The sequence below is a fragment of the Hymenobacter segetis genome, from assembly GCF_038448715.1.
Classification (GTDB): domain Bacteria; phylum Bacteroidota; class Bacteroidia; order Cytophagales; family Hymenobacteraceae; genus Hymenobacter; species Hymenobacter segetis.
In genome coordinates this window covers 14,675-33,302 of the sequence record NZ_JBCEVZ010000052.1, presented here as the reverse complement: position 1 = coordinate 33,302, position 18,628 = coordinate 14,675, and the positions used below count along the sequence as shown (strand labels likewise).

Here is an 18,628-nt window from a genome sequence, read left to right as displayed (position 1 = left end):
GGGGTAAGCCAGCAGGTGCAGCACCACAAATACACCCACGGCCCGCCACCCGCTCCAAGGTCCGCGCAAGGCGCTCAGCCCAAACCAGAATACGGGCATGAGGTAAACGGAAAACGGGATGCGCAGCAGCGGCAGCGCCTTTTTGTAAGCAGTAAGCAATGGTCTAAATCGATTAGGCAAGGCCAACGGAGCCGGCGGTCACAAAGGTGGGCAAAAGCTGCAATAGAAACAGCTGCGGCTTAGGTTTCGTGGGTTTTTGCCGGTTGCGCAGCCTCAACTGGCCAACCGATGAGGTATGTAACCTGCGGTCCCCACCAGTGCCGCTTTTTGCCCACCTGCCAGGCAAATGCACCCGCTGGGTCGGCGGCATGGGCCAGGGCCAGCAGTTCCCCCGTTGAGTACATGCGCAGCAGCGACACCGACCCATCCCAAATGGTGCAGAGTGGAATGAGGGGAATGAGATAAGTGAAGACCAGCCGACTGAGCCGGAATGGACGGAAAAACGGCGTGAGTAGCAGCTGCGCCACGGGCAGCACCGTGAGGGCCAGCAGCAGCTCGGCCCAGTGCTTGCCCGCGCCCTCAAACACGCCGATGCCGGTGCCGGCCCGCACGGCATCGCGCAGCATGGCCGTAGCCGCGTCGGGCGGGAAGTGGTGAAAGGCCGAGAAGATGGTGCGGAAACCTGCCAGCTGTGCGGGCACGGCCAGGGCATCTACCGATGACGGCTCGTAACCGATGTTGCCGTTGGTGCGGCGGGCGATATCGGCCCAGGCAGCGGGCTGGGGGTAGAGGTCGGTGAGGGTGATGGTGGTGGGCTGGCCCAGGGCGTGCAGGGCGGCCAGCACGGTTTCGGTGCCGCCGCCGGCTCCGGCACCTAGCTCCAGCACGCGGGTTTGGGCGGTGCGGGCGAGGCCCTCGGCCAGCAGCGGCGCAATGGGCCGGTAGGTACCCAGCGCCGAAATCATGAACCGCAGGTAGTCCATCATCCCGGCCCGAATGGTGGCCGGGAACCAGGGCAAATCCTCAAATTCGAACAACCGTAAGCGAAGGCGCATGGCCCGATGATACGCACCAGCGCCGGGCTTGGGCGAAATAAGCCGCAGAAGCACCGGAATACCGGAGCCTAATTCGCCATGCCAGCTAATTTGATGGCCACGCGCCGGGTGATGCGGGCGGGTTTGAACAGCCAAACCAACGACCGTTTCGGGGTGGGCCGGGGGCGGTAAACCCACATCACGGCCAGCACCGCTGTTACCAAGTATGGCTGCGATATGCTCAACAGGCTGCCGACCGGGCCAATGGGCAGTAAATTTATTATCAGGTAGTTGCTGGCAAAAAAGCCCAGCAGCACCACGGCCAGCGCTGTAAGCCGGCAGCGCCAGGCGGTGCAATGGTGCTGCGCCAGGGCAAACAAGGGAATAGCCAGCGGCACCGCCCCCAGCGACAGCCCAGCCGCCACCAGCCCGATAATCAATGGCACCATGGCATCAGCGGGAGAATCGCGGCAAAAATCCAATGTCAGCCAGGCGGTGCCGCCCAGGTTGGTCAAAAACCAGATGGCAAGGGTATGGGTCGTGGCCGTGGTTTGCGAAGAAGTTGGCATAGCATAAATAAGTGAGGATGGGGCATCGTCGCCCGATTGCGCTATTGCTGGCTGCGGCGGCACAATCAAGGAAACTTTGCCGAGCTACGAAGCCTTGTAAATGAGTGGTTTGCGATGAGGTTAAGTATATTTTTGGGAAAATTTACTCCCAAATCGATACTGTAAGCCGGCCTGAAAAATGACCCGATAGCCAGCTGATTTTTAGGGGATTCGGGTTGGGATTGTTGGGCTGAAATTTCAGTTTATCCGCAAGCCGTCCCGGTTTGAGACAGGGGCAGAAATGAGTAGTGGCCAACACCAGCAGCGTGATAGTCCAGGCATCGCGCTACGGTTCCACGGGTTGGCAGATGCTTTCACGGGTGAAATAAAAAAGTGGGCTGGGTGATGCAACATATCAATTCTTTTTATCAACTTTGCATCACAAAGCACTTCGATAATTATGAAGCCCGCCGCTGCTCCCGACCCGCTTGCCCAACTCACCGAAATCCGCGCCATCATGGAGCGCAGCTCGCGCTTTTTGTCGCTTTCCGGCCTGAGCGGGGTAGGGGCGGGTGTGGTGGCGCTGCTGGGCGCAGCCGCCGGCCATTTCTACCTGCAAAACCAATACCCCAGCGAGTACGGCCCAACCGGCTACTCGCACTTGGTGGCCAGCACCGCGCCGGAGCGGCAGGCGGCGCTGCCGTTTCTGTTGCTGCTGGCGGGCGGCGTGATTGCGGCGGCGCTGCTGGTGGCGTTTTTCTTCACCCAGCGCCGCACCCGCCGCAGCGGCCAGACGCTGTGGAGCGGCCCGGCGCGCCGCGTGGCCGTGGCCCTGGCGGTGCCGCTGGTGGCGGGCGGGCTGTTCTGCCTGCGGCTGTACCTGGGCGGCGATGCGGGCATGGTGGTGCCGGGCCTACTGGTGTTCTACGGCCTGGCGCTGCTCAATGCCAGCAAGTACACGCTGGACGAAATCCGTTGGCTGGGGCTCACCCAAATTGTGCTGGGGCTGCTGGCCATGCTGCAACCCGGCTGGGGCCTGCTTTACTTTGCGCTCGGCTTTGGCTTGGGCCACATCGGCTACGGCCTGCTGATGTATAACCGCTACGAGCGGCCGGGCGCGGCCGGCGCAGCGGCCCAATAACCTGTAGTATCCCGGTGAAGCACCTCATTCATACCCTCAACAAGGCTTTTGACCACCGCGTGCGGCTGGGCGTGATGGCCGTGCTGCTGGCCAACGAATCGGTGAGCTTCAACGACCTAAAAGAAGTTCTTGACCTAACCGATGGCAACCTCGCCAGCCACGTCGCCGCCCTCGAAAAGGCCGAATATGTGCTGGTGAGCAAGCAATTTGTGGGCAAAAAGCCCAACACGACCTACACGGCCACTGCCGCCGGCAAGGCCGCGTTTCAGCAGCACCTAGCCACGCTGGAGAAGCTGCTGCGGCCCTGATTTTTTGAAAAAGAAGCCATCGAGGCTCTTTTTTTTGCATTTATACTTTGTAATTCAAAGTTCTTTAACATGCGCGTAAAACTCATCCTGCCCGCCCTTACGGAAGCCACCAACCCCTATTGGCGGCCGATAAAGTATTCCCTGTTTCCGCCGCTGGGGCTGGCCACGCTGGCGGCCTACCTGCCAGCCCACTGGGAAGCGGACTTGCAGGATGAGCACGTGGAAGCGTTGCGGCTGGACGATGCGCCCGACCTAGTCATCATCCAGGTGTACATCACCAACGCCTACCGCGCCTATGCGCTGGCCGACCACTACCGCGCCCGTGGAGCCTATGTGTGCCTGGGTGGCCTGCACGTAACCAGCCTGCCCGATGAGGCCGTGCCCCACGCCGACAGCATTTTTCTGGGGCCGGGCGAGGAAATATTTCCGGAGTTTCTGCGGGACTGGCAGGCGGGGCGGGCCCGGTCGCGCTACGTGTCGGGGGCGGGGCGCACGCTGGCGGGCATTCCGCCCATCCGCCGCGACCTGATTAAGCGGGAGCGCTACCTCGTGCCCAATTCCATTGTGGTGACGCGGGGCTGCCCGCACCACTGCGATTTCTGCTACAAGGACGCTTTTTTTCAGGGTGGCAAGGGCTTCTACACCCAGACCGTAGACGATGCCCTGGCCGAAATCGACCGCCTGCCGGGCCGCCACCTCTACTTCCTCGACGACCATTTGCTGGGCCATACGCGCTTCGCCACGGGGCTGTTTGAGGGAATGCGCGGCATGGGGCGGCTGTTTCAGGGGGCGGCCACGGTGGACAGCATTCTGCGCGATAATGGCCTGCTGGAGAAGGCCGCGCAGGCGGGCTTGCGCAGCCTGTTTGTGGGATTTGAAACGCTGAGCCCGGTAAATCTGAAGGCCAGCAACAAGCCCCAGAACCTGGGCCGCGATTACGCGGCGGCCATCCGGCGGCTGCACGATTTGGGCATCATGGTGAACGGCAGCTTCGTGTTCGGGCTCGATGATGACCGGCCCGACGTGTTCCAACGCACCGTGGACTGGGCCGTGGGCCAGGGCATTACCACGGCCACCTTTCACATTGCCACGCCCTATCCAGGCACGGCGCTTTTCCAGCGCATGGAGGCCGAAAACCGCCTGCTGCACCGCCGCTGGAACGAGTACGACACCCGCACCGTGGTGTGCCGCCCCGGCCCGCATCTCACCGCCCACCAGCTAAAAGACGGCTACGACCAGGCCTACCGCGACTTCTATTCCTGGGCCAACATCACCAAAGCCAGCCTGGTGCACGACACGCTGCGCCACCAGCTCAAGCACTTCGCCTACGCCGGCGGCTGGAAAAAATTCGAGCCCCTCTGGAATTTCCTCATCAAGTCGCGCCACCTCGACGCGATGCGCCCGCTGCTCGAAGCCATTCTGAGCAAGGTGCGGAAGGGTTCTGACCCCACTGCTCCGTCGGGGGCATCTCTGGAGCCGGCTGATTCGGCCACTTTTCTGCCGCTGCCCGTGCTGCCGCACTAGGCCGCGCTACCGCCGGTCAGTTACAGACTTTTTCTACTCATTCACCTCATCTATTTAGTTCATTTTCAATGAATCCTGTCATTCCATTGTCCGAAGATTCGGATGCTGCTTCGATGTCATCCGTACCTGCGGCTTCGCTTTCAACCATTCAGAAGGTGCTGCTCCCTCTGGGCGTGGTGCTTTTCGACTGGCTTTTCTGGCGCGAAGGCGGCGGCGTAAACATGCTGGTGTTCACGGCCTTTATCGTGGTGGCGCAGCTGCTGATGCTACCCCGCCACGCGGCGGCGCGCCGCTCGGGCTACTTCTGGCTGATGGTGGGCGGCAGCCTGTTTGGGGCCGCCATGATGGCAGTATATGGCTCTGGGGCGGCGGCGCTGGCCTGCATGGCCTCGGTGCTGCTGCTGCTGGGCTACGTGAACCAGCCGCACCTGAAGCTGGTGCTCTACGCCCTGCTCACGGCGGCCAACAGCCTGGCGCAGGCTTGGCTGCGGGTGTTGCGGAGTGTGCGTGCCCCGCGCAATACCGGGGCCGGCGTGCGCCGAAGCTGGTTCTACGGCCGCTTGTTTCTGGTGCCGCTGGGCATTCTGGGGGCTTTCCACGTGCTCTTTGCGGTGGCCAACCCGCGTTATGAGGCGCTAAGCGGCCAAGTGCTGGCGCAGCTCGGCGAGTGGCTGGGGCGGCTGCTGCCCGATATTTCCATTGGTCACCTGCTGTTTATCGCGCTGGGCTTTCTGGTTACGGCCGGGGTAGTGGTGGTGGTGCCGGTGTATTATTTCGCCGACCACGAGTCGCGCTTCGGGGAGATTGTGCGGCGGCAACGCGACCGGGTGGCCTCTTTCGGCGTGCGCCGGCCGGACTTTAGCTTCCGCCACACCCGGATGCTGGACTTGCGCAAAGAGTTTCTGGCCGCCGCCGCCGTTTTCGGGCTGGTGAACGTGCTGCTGCTGGCGGTGAATGCCATCGATATCAATTGGCTCTGGTTTGGGTTTGAGCCCGCGCCGGGGTTTGACCTCGCCCAGTTCGTGCACGAAGGCACGTATGTGCTCATTTTCAGCATCCTGCTCGCCATGGGCATCGTGCTGTGGTTCTTCCGCCGCAACCTGAATTTCTACCAGCCCGGGCTGCCGTGGCTGCGCTGGGGCGCTACCGTGTGGGTGATGCAGAATGCCGTGCTGGCCATCTCAGTGGGCCTGCGCAACTACTACTACATCCTTAACAGCGGCATCGCCTACAAGCGCATCGGCGTGTGCTTTTTTCTGCTGCTGGTATTCTTCGGGCTAGCCACAGTGCTGCTGAAAATCTGGCAGCGCCGCTCGGCCTACAGCCTCATCCGCCTCAATTCGCTGGCCGTGTACGCGGTGCTGCTGCTGCTCGCCGCTGGCAACTGGGAAGTCTGGATTGCCGAGTACAACCTCCAGCCCCGCTTTCGCAGCATCGATGTGGGCTTTCTGCTGTCCATGCCAGGCCGTACTCTGCCCACGCTGGTGGCTCATCGCAGCCAGCTCGATGCTGCCGCCCACCTCACCACCGAGGACCAGTACGGCAATGCCACCACCATCCCGGCCGCTGCCGCGCAGCAGCAGCTCAACGTGGCCGTGGCTAACTGGCGGGCGCACCACGCGGCCCAAACCGGCTGGCAGGGCTTCACCTACGCCGACTGGCAGGCTTACGAGCAGCTGAAAAATTAACAGTCACTTGTCAATAAGAGCATAAAATGGCTTCCATCTCTCAATTCGCTCTCACTTTCCTCGGTGTTCTGTTCTGCATCGGCGATGTGGCCGCGCTGGGCCTGCTGCTGGCTTGGCAGGAGCGCGCCGCCTCGCCCGATGCCCGCTGGCGGCGGCTAATACGCGGCGTGCTGCCAGCCACCATTGTGCTGCTGGCGCTGCTACTGCTGGCCTTCACCCAACTCATGCTGCTGTGGTCGCGGCAGTAGGGGCGCTTGCCCGCGTAATCATGCGCTCTAATAAATGGAATTGGCTGCCGCAATGGCCCGTGGTGCCGCCCCGGCTGTGGCTCACAGCGGCAGCCACTATCATAGCCGGCCTGGGCATAATCTTTCGGATGGAAATATGGCCGCACCACCCCAAGGCCCACCTGTGGAATTGGATTGTGCTGGGGCTCCTGCTCCAAGCTGGCGGCATTCAGGTAATCAGAGTGTTGCGAGCGTGGCTGCAGGAATGCCACGGCCCCGGCTTGATTCGGATTATGCTGTGGGGAGCGACATTGCCTGTTTATGTTGCAGTGGCGCTGCTGGTAATTGGATTTGCCTTTTTCATCTGCTTTAACCTCGGAAGCATCATCGCGCAGTAGTCGCGGTTCAGGAGGCATTGCCTTCTTATGGGAATGCCTTTTGGGACTTGTCCAATCAGGGGATTATGTAAAAAGCCGTATTCGGCAAACAGACCACATGTCCTGGCAAAAGCTGTTTTTAAACCTCCAGTTAAGCACTTACAGCAGTCGGATTCGATTGCGAGCTTGACCTCGAAACTTGAAATAATGATTTATTAAAGATTATTGTTTAGCTTGGCGGCCCGTTGGGCTTCCCATCCTGAGAACAGCCCGCTACGGCACCATCATCGCCTACATTACATGGCCCGTAAGCTGCTTCTGACTGTGCTCATCATCGCCCTGCTCATCGAGCTGGCGCTGACGGGGGGCGCGTTTTTCGCACCGGCTTTCACGCTAAAGCAGTTCGGGGTGAAATATGGCCCCGATACTACATTCCTGGCCTACATCGTGGCGTGGCTGCTGCTGTTTGTGTCTTTGGTGGCGGCCGTGGCCGTAGTGCAGGTCTGGAAGCGGCGGCCCGGCTTTGCTACCTGGTGCTACCTGCTGGGCGTGTGGTGGATAGGCATTGGGGCGGGTATTTATTTTGCTTTTGGCAAGCCCGACAATTTATTGCTGGATTCCGTAAAAGGCCTGTTGATTATCGTCCTCACGTGGCGTTGCCAGGCCTCGCGCATCATGGCGCGGCGTTACTAGCCGAAGCTCAGTATCTTGGGGCCAATTAGCCGCTCTGCATTGTCCCGCCCTATGCCCACTTCTCACCTCCATCCGCTGGCCGTCGTTCCGAAACTCTCGCGCTTTGGCCGAGCCCTGGCCGGCGCGCAGGTCCTTAAGGAAACGCTGAGCATCATCTTCCTGGGCCTGCCGTTAGTGAAGGCCGCGCCGCTGGTGTTATTGTCGGCGCTGCCCGGCGTGGCGCTATACCTGTTGCATTGGCAGCTGGCGCTGGGGCGCGTGGGGCGCGTTTTTGCGGCGGCGGTGTGGGGCTTCACCCTGATTGATGAGCTGTGGGGCCTGTTTCTCTTTCAGGAGCTGGATTCGCCCACGCGAGGCCAGATTCGCCTGCTGCACTGGAGCTATTTCCTCGGCCTAGGCATTATCCTGCTGGCCCTGGGCGAGTTGGGCTGGCGCTGGCAGCGTCGCCGCGCCAAGGCCCAGCGCAACGTGCACCACAAAGCCATTCTGACGGCCCGGCAGCGCCACTAGAACCCGCATGGTACTCGTGCCACACGTATTGTGGCAACGGGCTAAATTTTCCCGTTAGGGCGAGGCAACTGGTATATTTGCCGTTCTTCGTGGCGGAGCCTGGACTCCGCTTCCCACTTGCCGCCTCGCATGGCCGACCTCAAAACGTCTCCTTCCGCTTCATCTTCCGGCGCTAAACCCAAGCCGCCGCGCCGCCGCTGGCCGTTGCGCGTGGCCAGCTGGGCCTGGGTGCTGTTCGGCTTCGTCGTCATTCTATTTCTGGTGTACCCGTTTCTGGTGAGCACCAATTTCATGTTCCTCTTCGGCAAGTCGCCCAGCTTGGCCGATTTGGAGAACCCCAAGGTGGAGCAGGCCTCGGAAATCTACACTTCAGATGGGGTCTTGATTGGCAAGTATTTCCGCGAAAACCGCTCGCCAGTGCCGCTCAATAAGATGTCGCCCGTACTCATCAAGGCACTTATTGCTACCGAGGACGTGCGCTTCTACAAGCACTCGGGCATCGACCTGGAGGCTGTGCTCGGCGGGGTATTTTCGTCGTTGCGCGGCGAGAAGCGCGGCGGTTCCACCATCACCCAGCAGCTGGCCAAAAACCTCTACAAAATCCGCCGCCAGCAGAGCCGGGGCGCGCTGGGCTACATCCCGGTGGTGAGTACCATCGTGGCCAAAACCAAGGAATGGCTCACGGCTGTGGACCTGGAGCAGCGCTACACCAAAGAGGAAATCCTGCGGATGTACCTCAATACCGTGGAGTACGGCTCCAGCGCCTTCGGCATCAAAGTGGCGGCCAAAACCTTCTTTAACACCTCACCGGATAGCTTGAAACCCGAGCAGGCCGCCATGCTGGTGGGCGTGCTCAACAACCCCACGGCCTATAATCCCAAGTTCCACCCGGCCGCCGCGCTGCGCCGCCGCAACGTGGTGCTCGACCGCATGGCCCAGGCCGGCGTGCTGCCCAAAGCCGAAATCACGGCCCTCAAAGCCATGCCCATCGTGCTCGACTACCACGTCGAGAAGCACATCGACGGGCCGGATACCTACTTCCGCAGCGCCATCAGCCAGTTTGTGGATGCGTGGTGCGACAGCACGGGCCACGATATGTACCGCGACGGCCTCAAAATCTACCTCAGCATCGACTCACGCATGCAGGCCCACGCCGAAGAAGCCTTGCACGAACGCATGAAGGCCTTGCAGCGCCAGTTCGACAACTTCTGGAAAAACAAGGGCAAGGACCCGTGGGTGGACGACGAAGGCAACGTCATTCCCGACTTCATCCTGACCCAGATGAAGCGCACCGAGAGCTACAAAACCCTCGCCAACCACTACCGCAACCAGCCCCAACGCCTGGATTCGGCCCTGAATGCCAAGCGGCCGATGAAGGTATTCACCTGGAAGCACGACGACAACGACACCACGCTGGTGATGTCGCCGCTCGATTCGCTGGCCTACTACAAGCACTTTCTGCAATCGGGCATGATGTGCATGGACCCCTTCACCGGCCACATCAAGGCCTGGGTGGGCGGGCTCGACTACCGCTTTTTCAAGTACGACCACGTCAAACAAGGCAAGCGCCAGGCCGGCTCCACGTTCAAGCCCTTCGTGTACCTCACGGCCCTCGACAACGGCTACTCGCCCTGCGACCGCATCCGCGACCAGCGCGTTACCATCAACTACGTCGAAAACGGCAAGCCCATGGAGTGGAAGCCCGACAACGTGACCCGCGAATACACCGGCATCAATATGACGCTGCGCCACGCCATGGCCCGCTCCGTGAACTCCGTGACGGCCCAGCTGACCGAGAAAGTGGGCTGGGACAACGTGGCCAAATACGCTCACAAAGTCGGCATCACCTCGCCGCTACTGGCCGTGCCCAGCATCGGCCTCGGCTCGGCCGGCGACGTGAGCGTGTACGAAATGGTGGACGCCTACAGCACGTTCATGAACACCGGCTTCCGCTCCGACCCGCGCCTCGTTACCCGCATCGAGGACCGCAACGGCAACGTTATCAAGCAATTCGACCCGGTGCAACACCGCGCCATCCCGGCCGAAACCGCCTGGCTGATGACCTACATGCTGCGCGGCGGCATGGAAGAGCCCGGCGGCACCTCCCAGGCCCTCTGGGACTACGACCTCTGGCACAACGACAACCAAATCGGCGGCAAAACCGGCACCACCTCCAACTACTCCGACGGCTGGTACATGGGCATGACCAAGGACCTGATGACCGGCGTGTGGGTGGGCGGCGAAGACCGCAGCATCCACTTCACCGGCTCGCAGCAGGGCGAAGGCGGCCGCACGGCCCTGCCCATCTTCGGCAAGTTCATGGAGAAGGTGTACAAGGACAAAGACCTCGGCTACACGCCCGGCCACTTCCCGCAGCCCACCGTCAAAATCACCAAGAAGTATAACTGCGTGTCGCCCGAGGAACCCAGCCGCCGCCGTGCCGAGGCCGTGGACACCATCGCCGCCGACAATCTATTGGAGCAGATGAACAACGGAGGCGGCATCCCGGATAGCGTGAAGGGCGGGCGCTAGTTGTAAAGGAGTTTTTGGCGATTTATAGCCAAAAGCTACGGATTAAACCACTTCTTCATCAGGGCTACGCGAGTTAAGTGCCCCAAGGTCGTGTGCTTGGGATGTAATTTCTGATGCTCATTTTTAGAGAAAATCCCCAGTAACAGGTGCCGCAATGGTATCTCCGATGTCACGTATTCATCCACTGGGAAATCGTTCGGATTGCTGATTCCGAAAGTGGAAAAGTAGTTTTCGTAAAAGATATAGGTATCGAGTCCTGCGATAGAAACATCGTCTTCGATTCGGGTTTCGGCTGTTAATGCCGCTCTATCAACGCCTAATTCTACTGCAATAAAATCCTTAAGCATAGTCAGCATATGCTCGTATTCGGGCGTATTAGAATGAATCATTGATTGTAACTCAATAGCAGGGGAATTTACCTCACCATCGGATGCCCAGCCGGAGCCATCGGCTGGCTTGCGGGACCATCGGATGAGTTTTCAGATGCGTCGGCTGGCTTGCGGAACCATCGGAAGGCTTTCCGGATGCATCGGCCAGCTTGCGGGACCATCGGAACGGTTTTCAGAGCCATCGGCTGGCTTGCGGAGCCGTCGGACGAGGTTCCGGAACCATCGGAACGGTTTCCGGATGCGTTGGAAGCCTTTCCGGAGCCGTTGAATGGTTTGCGGAGCCGTTGGAAAGGTTTCCGGAACCGTTGAATGACTTGCGGAAGCGTTGGAAGCCTTTCCGGAACCGTCGACTGGCCCACGCCGGCCGTTCTACTCCCCTCCGTACAGCGCCTCCAGCGCCCCGCGCAGCTCCGGATACTCGTAGGTGAAGCCGTGGGCCAGCACCTTTTGGGCGCTCACATTCTGCGAGGCCAGCACGATTTCGCTCATCTCGCCCATGGCCAGCTTCAGGCCGAAGGCCGGCACCTTGGGCAGAATCAGCGGGCGGTGCAGCACCTCGGCCAGCACTTCGGTGAAGGCCTGATTGGTGGCAGGGTAGGGGGCCACCGCGTTGTAGGTGCCGTGCCAGGTCGGGTCTTCCAGCATGGCAATAAACAGGCGGCACAAGTCGTCGAGGTGAATCCAGGACATGTACTGCCGGCCGCTGCCCAGCGCCGCGCCCGCACCCAGCTTCACCGGCCGGGCAATCTGGGGCAGGGCCCCGCCGTCCTTGCTCAGCACCACCCCAATGCGCGGAATCACCGTCCGGATGCCCAGCGCCGCGATGGGCGCGGCCGCCAGCTCCCATTGGTTCGATACGTCAACCAGAAAGTCGTTCGTAGACAGCACCGGGAGCGTTTCCTCGGTCACCAGCTTGTCGCCGGCATCGCCATAAATCCCCACCGCCGAGGCCGAAATCACGGCCTGCACGTGGTGGCCGGGCTTGGCCAGCTCGCGGGCCAGCAGCGCCAGGCCGCCCAAGCGGCTGGTCATAATCTCGCGCTTGCGCTCATCGGTCCACTTGCCATCGGCCACGCTGGCCCCGGCCAGGCTCACGATATAATCGGCAAAGGGGATAGCCGCTTCGTCAATCGTGCCCGCCTGTGGGTCCCACCGGAAGCTGCGGAAGTGGCTGCTCTTGGCCGGCTCGCGGCTCAGCAGCGCCACCTCGTAGCCGCTGTCAATCAGCATTTCGGCCAGGCGGGTGCCAATGAGGCCGGTGCCGCCGGTGATGAGGACTTTGCGAGGTGAAGTATCGGTCATGGTTAGTATTTCGAACAAAAGTAAAACCGTCATTCTAAGCCGCCGCTACTCCGGCCAAGTGGCCCGAATAACGGTCCCACCACAATCCATCCAATCTATTTCCCAATCTGCCGCAGAAACTCCCGCCGCAGCGCTTCATCCTCAGCAAAACGCCCGCCATATTCGCTGGTCAGCGTCGAGCTGCTGGTATCGTTCACGCCCCGGCTCATCACGCAGAGGTGGTCGGCTTCGATGAGCACGGCCACGTCGTCGGTGCCCAGGCTCTGCTTCAGCTCCTCGGCAATCTGGCGCGTGAGGCGCTCCTGCACCTGCGGCCGGCGGGCGTAATACTGCACCACGCGGTTCAGCTTGCTGAGCCCCACCACATGGCTGCCCGGCAAATACGCCACGTGCGCCTTCCCGATAATGGGCACGAAATGGTGCTCACAGCACGAAAACAGCGTGATGTCACGCTCCACCAGCAGCTGGTGGTAGTCGTAGCGGTTGTCAAACATGCGTACCTCGGGCCGGTTTTTCGGGTCGAGGCCCTTGAACCATTCCTGCACGTACATCTTGGCCACGCGGCGCGGCGTGCCGGCCAGGCTGTCGTCGGTCAGGTCGAGGCCCAGCTCGCGCATAATGGCCTCAAAATGGCCGCTGATGGCCGTAATCTTATCTTCATCAGAGCGCACGAAGGCATCATCGCGAAGAGGAGTGCGCAGGCCCGCAGGCAAATGGGCGTCGGTGGCCGGAACCGGTCCGGAAGGGTTATCCATGATATTCCACAAAGTTACGGTCCGTCTCGTAGAGCGTCACCGATAGGGCCAGGGCCGCGTCCAGATGCGGGCGCAGGCGCTGCCAAATTACCACGGCGATGTTTTCGGCCGTGGGGTTTAGATGCCGGAACTCTTCCGTATCCAGGTTCAGGTTGCGGTGGTCGTAGCGGTTAAGCACCTCGTGCTTAATCAAGTCGCTCAGCCGCTTCAGGTCGTACACGTAGCCGGTTTCCGGGTCGATTTCGCCGGTCAGCCGCACGGTCAGGTTGTAGTTGTGGCCGTGAAAATGCGGGTTGTTGCACTTGCCAAACACCTGTTGGTTGTGGGCATCGTCCCAGGCGGGATTGTGCAGGCGGTGGGCAGCGTTGAAATGCTCAGTTCGGCAAACGGTTATCAGCATAGGCGGCTAGAACCTCAGATTGCGATACTTTGTTGCGTCGCGTTGCCCCAGACTGGTAGTATTCTGAGGTCTTGGAGTCGCAATAATAAACTTTTGTAGAATTTAATGTGGCCCTGATATGAATAAATCAACAAAAACGGCATTATTCTGAAAAAAGTAGTGGTTGGCCGAAGTTGCATAGAATAAAGGTCCTAAATTTGAAAAGCCGGACAACGGTACCGTTAGCAACGGCTTTCTGACCGACCATTTTTAATGCTTTCATAAGTTTTTATTCCCATGAAACGAAGCGTACTAGTTCTAATCCTGATATGCCTGGCTACGCTGGGTAGCTATGCCCAAAAATCCCCTGTTGATGAAGCAGATAAGTCAATCAACAGCATCCCGCGCAAAGGCCAGCAGGTGAGCATGCAGCTCGATAACCGCCGCGTAGAAGCTGCCTGGCTCAAGCAGTTAGGTGATAAATTCGGCAGCAAGCTCAAGAACACCAAAGGCGTGCTCACGCTGGACGGGGTTATCATCGAAGAAATTGCACCCAACCCGATTCGCGTTATCAGCAAGGTCGACGCTACGCCCACCGGCACCACTGTTTGGTGGAGCATTGACCTCGGCAACGCCTACCTCGGCAAAGAGTCGACGCCCGTGCAATGGAAATCGGCTGAGAAGTACCTGAAAGACTTCGCCCGCATGATGTACCGCGAAGATTTGGTGTCGCAGATTTCGGAAGCCGAGCGCGCTCTGGTGGCCTCGCAAAACAACCACATGGCCGTTATCGAGAAGGCTAACACCATCAAGAAGGACATCGAAAAGAACAAGGCCCGCAAGCTGGAAATTCAGCAGATGCTGGCGGCTAACGCCGCTGAACTCCAGCAGTTCAACAACCTCATCGACACCAACCTGAAAGAGCAAGAAGCTGCCCGCGGCGACATTGTGAACATGCGCGTGGCCCTGGAAGCCGTGAAGGACCGTTTGAACAAGATTGAGTAGTGCGGGCCGGATTCGGCAGACACACATTATAAAACAAAAGGCCCCGCCCTCACCGGCGGGGCTTTTTGTTTGCCCAGCGGCCAACCCTACCGGCCAAACTACGTTGGCAATAAAGGCAGTAGCTACTGCCGTATTAACCCAACCCAAGATACCCCACCCATGGAAAAGACCGAAGTTCAAAACCAGGTACACCTCGATAGCGCCATCCATCTCCTCGCCGGCGACCTCTCCGAAGTAACCGACCGCGCCGGTCTCGATAATCAGTTTCAGCGCTGGATTGAAGACCTGAAAGCGGCCAACAACCCGGCCTTCCACCAATTGGTAGTCGACCTGCAGGCCCTGAAGGCTCATTTCGGCAGCGGCTCGCTCGATGTGAACGTGATTGCCCCCCTGCTGGCCCGTATGGGCACCAATACCACCCAAGCCGCCAACTTTGCTGAAGGCAACACCGCCCCGCGCGTAGCCAAGCTGGGCGAAACGCTGTCGGCCGTGGCCGCGCAGCTGAAAGGCGGCTCCGTTACGCCCGATGGCACCGTGCCGCAGGATATGTCGTCGCACGACTAGGTTGCCCGTTCAGCGCCAATTGGTGCTGCTACAAACCCAAAAAAGCCGGTCCCACATGTGGGACCGGCTTTTTTGTTATTAACAACAACCCGAAGGTTGCGGCAATGCTTAAGCTACGGGAGCCTTGGCAACCTGGTTCAAGCGACGCTCTTTGATACGAGCTTGCTTGCCCGAGAGGCCACGCAGGTAGAACAGACGGGCGCGACGTACTTTACCGCGACGCACAACCTCGATTTTCTCGATGTTAGGCGACAGCAGGGGAAAGATACGCTCGGTGCCGATTTGGTTCGAAATCTTGCGAACGGTGAAGGTTTCGCCGTTGGAGCTAGGGTTACGACGCTGAAGAACAACGCCCTGGAACTGCTGAATGCGCTCCTTAGCACCTTCGCGGATTTTCACGTGCACGTTAATCGTGTCGCCGGCGGCGAACAGAGGGAAGCTGGCGCGGCGCTCCTGCGATTCGGCCTGGATAAAGTCAAGTAGTACGCTCATGGCTGAGAAAATTGCGAAAGACGGCGCCGCCGTCGGGAATTAGTATTTTACGAAACGGAGCGCAAAGATAGCGCTTTCCGGTGATGATAGCAAGGGGTTTGTAGAACATAAGCCAGCTTGTTCCCTGATTTGCTGCCAATTCAGAAAAAGAACAAGCTGAAGCGTGTTCTACGAGAGCAAATCGGGACGGCGGGCCTGGGTGCGGGCCAGGGCCTGGTCGTGCCGCCACTCTTCAATCTTGGGCGTGTTGCCCGAAAGCAGAATTTCCGGCACGGCTTGCCCGCGCCACTCTGCCGGCCGGGTGTAGATGGGCGGAGCCAGCAGGTCGTCCTGAAAAGAGTCGGAGAGGGCCGATTCCTCGTTGCCCAGCACGCCGGGCAGCAGCCGAACCACAGTATCAACCAGAATGGCTGCGCCGAGTTCACCGCCGCTCAGCACATAGTCGCCCACGCTGATTTCGTGGGTGATGTAGGTCTGACGGATACGTTCATCGATGCCTTTGTAGTGGCCGCAGAGCATGATGATGTTCTGCATCAGCGAGAGGCGGTTGGCCAGTGGCTGACGCAGGGTTTCGCCATCGGGCGTGAGGTAGATGATGGCGTCGTAGGTACGTTGGGCCATTAACTCGTCCATCCACGCGGCAATGGGCTCGACGCGGAGCACCATGCCGGCCCCACCGCCAAACACGAAATCATCAATCTGACCGTGCTTGTTGATGGCTTTGTCGCGCAGCTGGTGCACGTGGATTTCGGCCAGGCCTTTGTCCTGCGCCCGCTTCACGATGGAATGGGCGAAGGGGCTGACCAGCAACTCCGGCAGGCAGGTGAGGATGTCGATTCTCATGGCAGTAGCGCGGACTTTTAGTCCGCGAGTCGGTCAGTGCATTCGGAGGTTGTTACTCGCGGACTAAAAGTCCGCGCTACTCCGCTTCGTCGGCTTCGTCCTGCTGGCGGGTGCTGGGTTTGAGGTACACGTCGAGCAGGCCGTCGGGCAGGTTCACGTAAATCTCCTTTTTGGCGTGGTCGGCGTGGCTGATTAGCTCATCCACTACCGGAATCAGCACTTCCTGGCCCTGGTAGCGCATGGCCAGCATGTCCTGCTGGGGCAGCTCGTAGAAGTTTTCCACGGTGCCCAGGGTGCCCAGGTTTTCATCAACCACGGTGAAGCCGATGACGTCGTGGAAGTAGAACTGGTCCTCTTCCAGCTCGGGCAGGGCGGCCAGGGGCAGGTGCAGCTGCGAGCCGCGTAGCGGCTCGGCTTCCTCAATGCGTTCGATGCCGCGTAGTTTAATTAGTACCTTGTTGCCGGACTGGGGCTGCACTTTTTCGATTTGGTGCTCCACCAGCTTGGTGGGGGCGCCGGCCAGGGTGAGGTACACCGTTTTGAGCTTGGTGTAGGCCGAAACATCGTCCACGTCGAAGTGCGCCACTAGGTGGCCGCGCAGGCCGTGGGTTTTGATGAGGTAGCCGAGCTGATAGGTTTCGTCGAGCGTCATAGTCGTAGGGGAGGGGATAACGAAAAAGCGTTTGGGGGTTGCCAGCCGGTCCGGCTCACAACTCCCAAACGCTTTCGGTTTTCAGGTGCCTGAATACTACTCGGCAGCAGCTTCGGTAGCCTCTTCGGCCGGAGCCTCGGTAGCTTCTTCAGCGGCCGGAGCGGGGGCGTTAGCAGCCAGCAGAGCAGCAGCTTTCTGACGCTGAGCTTCAGCACGAGCCTCTTTTACCTTGGTTTCGGCGTCGAAAGCAGCTTTCTTGGCGGTAGCCTTGGCATCATCGAGGCCAGTGCGCTTGCCTTCGATTTTAGCATCTTTCTCGTCTTTCCAGGCGCTGAAGCGCTGGTCAGCAACTTCCTGGGTGATGGCACCCTTGTCAACACCCAGCTGCAGGTGACGACGGTAGAGCACGCCGCGGTAGCTGAGCATGGCCCGAACGGTGTCGGTGGGCTGAGCACCGGTCATCATCCAGTAGAACGCGCGGTCGGCGTCGTAGTTGATGGTGGCGGGGTTGGTTTGGGGGTTGTAGGTGCCGAGTTTCTCAATGAAACGGCCATCGCGGGGAGCGCGGGCGTCAGCTACTACGATGTCGTAAGTCGCGGCCTTTTTGCGGCCACGACGGGCGAGGCGGATTTTAACTGCCATAAACCGGTGGGGTTGTGTGACGGAGCTCGTCCGTCGGGTGAGGGTTTCCCGAAATTGGGAGTGCAAAGGTAGCGTTTGTTCAGGGTATTAGCTAGGCTTGGTCATAAAAAAAGCCCTGGCGTGGAGCCAGGGCTTTCTTGAAATATCAACTGATGATTACGCTGCCATTGCTTCGCGCTTGGGCTTGGCCAGCTTAGAAATCGTGCTCAAATTCATGTTTTTGCGCTTCACCTTAATGATGCCCACTTTGTCGAGGCCCCAAATGGCGACGTAGGTGGGGTCGAATTCCCACCACTTCACGCCGAAGTTGACGCGCATGGGCAGCTTGTGGTGGTTGTTCTGGAATAGCTCACCGAAGGCCAAGAAATCGAGGGCCAGCGTGTTGCGGGATTTGTCGCGGTTGTCGAAGTTTTGGTAGCCGTATTTGTGGCCGCCCCAGTTCACGATAGCGCCGTGGATGGGGCCCATCAGGAAGTGAATGGGCAGCAACAGGTACTGCCACCACGCCGTGGCGAAGTTGATGTAGAACAGCACGTAAGCCGTGCCCCAGGCGAGGCGCGAGTACACGGTGCCGCCGAATTTATCGAGCCAGCTCCACTCTGGAATGTCGCCCTCGAAGCGCTTGGCACCTTCGTGGTTGTGGTTTACTACGTCGTTGTAAATCACCTTGGTCTTCCACATCATGTCGAACGCATTGTTCGAGAAGTGGGGCGAGTGCGGGTCCAACTCGGTATCGGAGTAGGCGTGGTGCATGCGGTGCAGCAGCGCGTAGGCCCGGGGCGAGAGGAAGCTGCTGCCCTGGCAGATATAGGTGAACAGGAAAAAGAATTTTTCCCAGAACTTGTTCATCGTAAACATCTTGTGCGCCGCGTAGCGGTGCAGATAGAATGTCTGCGTAAACAATGACAGATAGTAATGGGCAACGAAAAAAATCAGAATAGCCATGTGAAGCTGTTGTGAAGAAGCTGACCGCACAAGCAAAAGGACTTGGGTTAGGTTCAGCGGCAACGATACAAAATTACG

General features: G+C 59.7%; 22 protein-coding genes. 11 read left to right on the top strand and 11 right to left on the bottom strand.

Features of this window, described 5'->3' with window-relative positions:
- Positions 1-239: 239 nt before the first annotated feature.
- Both AAFH49_RS17255 and AAFH49_RS17250 read right to left on the bottom strand, forming a co-directional pair.
- Entirely contained in the window at positions 240-1,055 is an 816-nt protein-coding gene (locus AAFH49_RS17255; protein ID WP_342300128.1) for a class I SAM-dependent methyltransferase, read from the bottom strand.
- Between the two features lie 68 nt (positions 1,056-1,123).
- Positions 1,124-1,603, bottom strand: coding sequence for a hypothetical protein (locus tag AAFH49_RS17250; protein ID WP_342300127.1), 480 nt, complete (start codon positions 1,601-1,603; stop codon positions 1,124-1,126).
- Between the two features lie 439 nt (positions 1,604-2,042).
- Between AAFH49_RS17250 and AAFH49_RS17245 the strand changes: the two genes are divergently transcribed.
- From AAFH49_RS17245 to AAFH49_RS17205, 9 genes are all read left to right on the top strand, one after another.
- Positions 2,043-2,723 carry a hypothetical protein gene (locus tag AAFH49_RS17245; protein WP_342300126.1) on the top strand — a complete coding sequence of 227 codons (681 nt, stop codon included), beginning with the start codon at positions 2,043-2,045 and terminating at the stop codon, positions 2,721-2,723.
- Between the two features lie 14 nt (positions 2,724-2,737).
- Complete coding sequence (locus tag AAFH49_RS17240) at positions 2,738-3,031, top strand: winged helix-turn-helix domain-containing protein (RefSeq protein ID WP_342300124.1); 294 nt, start codon at positions 2,738-2,740, stop codon at positions 3,029-3,031.
- Between the two features lie 69 nt (positions 3,032-3,100).
- Positions 3,101-4,555, top strand: a complete 1,455-nt coding sequence (locus AAFH49_RS17235) for a B12-binding domain-containing radical SAM protein (RefSeq protein WP_342300123.1) — start codon at positions 3,101-3,103, stop codon at positions 4,553-4,555.
- A 68-nt stretch (positions 4,556-4,623) separates the two neighbouring features.
- Entirely contained in the window at positions 4,624-6,243 is a 1,620-nt protein-coding gene (locus AAFH49_RS17230; RefSeq protein WP_342300121.1) for a DUF4153 domain-containing protein, read from the top strand.
- Between the two features lie 26 nt (positions 6,244-6,269).
- Complete coding sequence (locus tag AAFH49_RS17225) at positions 6,270-6,491, top strand: hypothetical protein (RefSeq protein ID WP_342300120.1); 222 nt, start codon at positions 6,270-6,272, stop codon at positions 6,489-6,491.
- Positions 6,492-6,619: 128 nt separating this feature from the next.
- Positions 6,620-6,868, top strand: coding sequence for a hypothetical protein (locus AAFH49_RS17220; RefSeq protein ID WP_342300119.1), 249 nt, complete (start codon positions 6,620-6,622; stop codon positions 6,866-6,868).
- A 279-nt stretch (positions 6,869-7,147) separates the two neighbouring features.
- Positions 7,148-7,540, top strand: a complete 393-nt coding sequence (locus tag AAFH49_RS17215; protein WP_342300117.1) for a hypothetical protein — start codon at positions 7,148-7,150, stop codon at positions 7,538-7,540.
- Between the two features lie 51 nt (positions 7,541-7,591).
- Positions 7,592-8,050 (top strand): hypothetical protein, encoded by a 459-nt coding sequence (locus AAFH49_RS17210; RefSeq protein WP_342300116.1) that lies wholly within the window; start codon positions 7,592-7,594, stop codon positions 8,048-8,050.
- Positions 8,051-8,179: 129 nt separating this feature from the next.
- Positions 8,180-10,582, top strand: coding sequence for a penicillin-binding protein 1A (locus AAFH49_RS17205; RefSeq protein ID WP_342300114.1), 2,403 nt, complete (start codon positions 8,180-8,182; stop codon positions 10,580-10,582).
- A 35-nt stretch (positions 10,583-10,617) separates the two neighbouring features.
- Here the strand turns inward: AAFH49_RS17205 and AAFH49_RS17200 are convergent, their stop codons facing one another.
- The 4 genes from AAFH49_RS17200 to AAFH49_RS17185 form a co-directional block, all read right to left on the bottom strand.
- Complete coding sequence (locus AAFH49_RS17200) at positions 10,618-10,971, bottom strand: hypothetical protein (RefSeq protein WP_342300112.1); 354 nt, start codon at positions 10,969-10,971, stop codon at positions 10,618-10,620.
- Between the two features lie 369 nt (positions 10,972-11,340).
- On the bottom strand, positions 11,341-12,273 hold the full coding sequence (locus AAFH49_RS17195; RefSeq protein ID WP_342300110.1) for a TIGR01777 family oxidoreductase: 933 nt from the start codon (positions 12,271-12,273) through the stop codon (positions 11,341-11,343).
- Between the two features lie 95 nt (positions 12,274-12,368).
- Positions 12,369-13,028 carry a GTP cyclohydrolase I FolE gene (gene folE, locus AAFH49_RS17190; protein WP_342300109.1) on the bottom strand — a complete coding sequence of 220 codons (660 nt, stop codon included), beginning with the start codon at positions 13,026-13,028 and terminating at the stop codon, positions 12,369-12,371.
- A complete protein-coding gene (locus tag AAFH49_RS17185) occupies positions 13,021-13,428 on the bottom strand; it encodes a 6-pyruvoyl trahydropterin synthase family protein (RefSeq protein WP_342300107.1) in 408 nt (135 codons plus the stop codon). Before AAFH49_RS17185 ends, folE begins: the two co-directional genes overlap by 8 nt.
- Before the next feature lie 276 nt (positions 13,429-13,704).
- Here AAFH49_RS17185 and AAFH49_RS17180 point away from each other — a divergent pair, with 276 nt between their 5' ends.
- The gene (locus AAFH49_RS17180) at positions 13,705-14,412 is read left to right on the top strand and encodes a hypothetical protein (RefSeq protein WP_342300106.1); all 708 of its coding nucleotides are present in this window, start codon (positions 13,705-13,707) and stop codon (positions 14,410-14,412) included.
- Positions 14,413-14,571: 159 nt separating this feature from the next.
- The gene (locus tag AAFH49_RS17175) at positions 14,572-14,976 is read left to right on the top strand and encodes a hypothetical protein (RefSeq protein WP_342300104.1); all 405 of its coding nucleotides are present in this window, start codon (positions 14,572-14,574) and stop codon (positions 14,974-14,976) included.
- Positions 14,977-15,084: 108 nt separating this feature from the next.
- Here AAFH49_RS17175 and rplS read toward each other — a convergent pair whose 3' ends face one another.
- The 5 genes from rplS to AAFH49_RS17150 form a co-directional block, all read right to left on the bottom strand.
- Entirely contained in the window at positions 15,085-15,468 is a 384-nt protein-coding gene (gene rplS, locus AAFH49_RS17170; protein ID WP_342300102.1) for a 50S ribosomal protein L19, read from the bottom strand.
- Between the two features lie 168 nt (positions 15,469-15,636).
- Positions 15,637-16,311 carry a tRNA (guanosine(37)-N1)-methyltransferase TrmD gene (gene trmD, locus AAFH49_RS17165; protein ID WP_342300101.1) on the bottom strand — a complete coding sequence of 225 codons (675 nt, stop codon included), beginning with the start codon at positions 16,309-16,311 and terminating at the stop codon, positions 15,637-15,639.
- 76 nt (positions 16,312-16,387) lie between these two features.
- Positions 16,388-16,963: a ribosome maturation factor RimM gene (gene rimM / locus AAFH49_RS17160; RefSeq protein WP_342300100.1), complete on the bottom strand. Its 576-nt coding sequence runs from the start codon at positions 16,961-16,963 to the stop codon at positions 16,388-16,390.
- A 96-nt stretch (positions 16,964-17,059) separates the two neighbouring features.
- Positions 17,060-17,605, bottom strand: coding sequence for a 30S ribosomal protein S16 (locus tag AAFH49_RS17155; RefSeq protein ID WP_342300098.1), 546 nt, complete (start codon positions 17,603-17,605; stop codon positions 17,060-17,062).
- A gap of 156 nt (positions 17,606-17,761) precedes the next feature.
- The gene (locus tag AAFH49_RS17150) at positions 17,762-18,550 is read right to left on the bottom strand and encodes an acyl-CoA desaturase (protein ID WP_342300097.1); all 789 of its coding nucleotides are present in this window, start codon (positions 18,548-18,550) and stop codon (positions 17,762-17,764) included.
- Positions 18,551-18,628: the final 78 nt, after the last annotated feature.